Origin of the sequence: Zhongshania sp. (genome assembly GCF_041584495.1) — a bacterium.
GTDB lineage: Bacteria > Pseudomonadota > Gammaproteobacteria > Pseudomonadales > Spongiibacteraceae > Spongiibacter.
The window spans coordinates 1-1,045 of the sequence record NZ_JBFHDY010000329.1 but is presented as its reverse complement, the minus strand read 5'-3'; the positions used below and the strand labels follow the sequence as shown (position 1 = coordinate 1,045).

The following is a 1,045-nucleotide window of genomic DNA, read 5'->3' as shown; positions in this document are numbered from 1 at the left end:
CTTGCTGGCTAGGGAAATTCGAATGGCGGGCTATATGGGCTGTAGCTCAATTGGCGCGGCTAGGTACAATAATATTGCGACGCCAAGTGACGGTTTTAGTGCCGAAACGGCTCTGGTTGGGGAAGACAATGTTGCGGCGGGTAATGCCTTACCTGCTGTTGTGGGAACGGATTTGGTGCATTTACAGCGCGCCTCCGATGAGTTTTTAACCATTACCGGCAATTTAGCGCCCGATAATGCCAATATTAAAGTCGAAAACAACAAAATCAAGGTAATGCAAGGCGACTTTATTATGGTGTCCGACTGTTTTAGTGGTGACACCTTTCGGGTCACCAACTCGCCAAAACAGGCAGACGAAGGCGTTGCTACCTTTACCCATGCCATTGGTACGAGTAACACGGCTAACCGCCTGAGTAAAATTTATACCGGTGAAGCCGAGGTCTTTGGTTTTGAAATAATCGACTTTTTTATCGGTGATACTGGTCGCAAGAGTTCGGCGGGTAACCCAATTAACGCTCTCTATATGCGTCAGCGCGGGCTCGGTTCGGGCGGCGTAGTGTCAGCACCAATCGAGCTGGTAGAGGGTATAGAAAATATGCAGCTGAGTTATGGTGTCGACACTAACAATGACCGCGGCGTGGATGTTTATCAAACTGCAGCTGAAGTGGCCAGTTGGGCAACGGTGTTAAGCGTGCGTATTGAACTGACCTTTTACGGCTCAACTGATAATGTGGTGGGACGCACCGGCAAGGAAGATGCGCAGCGCTTATTAAACCGCGCGGGGGATTTGGTGCAAAACAACGATGGCAGAATGCGTCAGGTGTTCACCAATGTATTTGCCATCAGGAATAAAATGCAATGAAGCGGCGCAAACCACACCCACAGAGCGAAATAGTACGCCAAAGTGGCGCGGCCTTGATTGTCAGTCTCGTGTTTATGCTGATCTTGACTATTATTAGTATAGCGTCAATGCAGACCGCCACGCTGCAAGAGCGCATGGCCGGTAATATGAAGGACAATACCATCGCCTTTCAGGCGGCAGAAG

The 1,045-nt window shown here is 49.7% G+C and carries 2 protein-coding genes; both read left to right on the top strand.

The genetic code is table 11. The features are described from left to right. A partial coding sequence (locus tag ABYP33_RS19610) for a PilW family protein (RefSeq protein WP_373093083.1) occupies positions 1-862 on the top strand: 862 nt, incomplete at its 5' end. Next, positions 859-1,045 (top strand): PilX N-terminal domain-containing pilus assembly protein (locus ABYP33_RS19605; protein WP_373093081.1); only part of this gene is annotated, 187 nt, incomplete at its 3' end. The genes ABYP33_RS19610 and ABYP33_RS19605, both read left to right, overlap by 4 nt.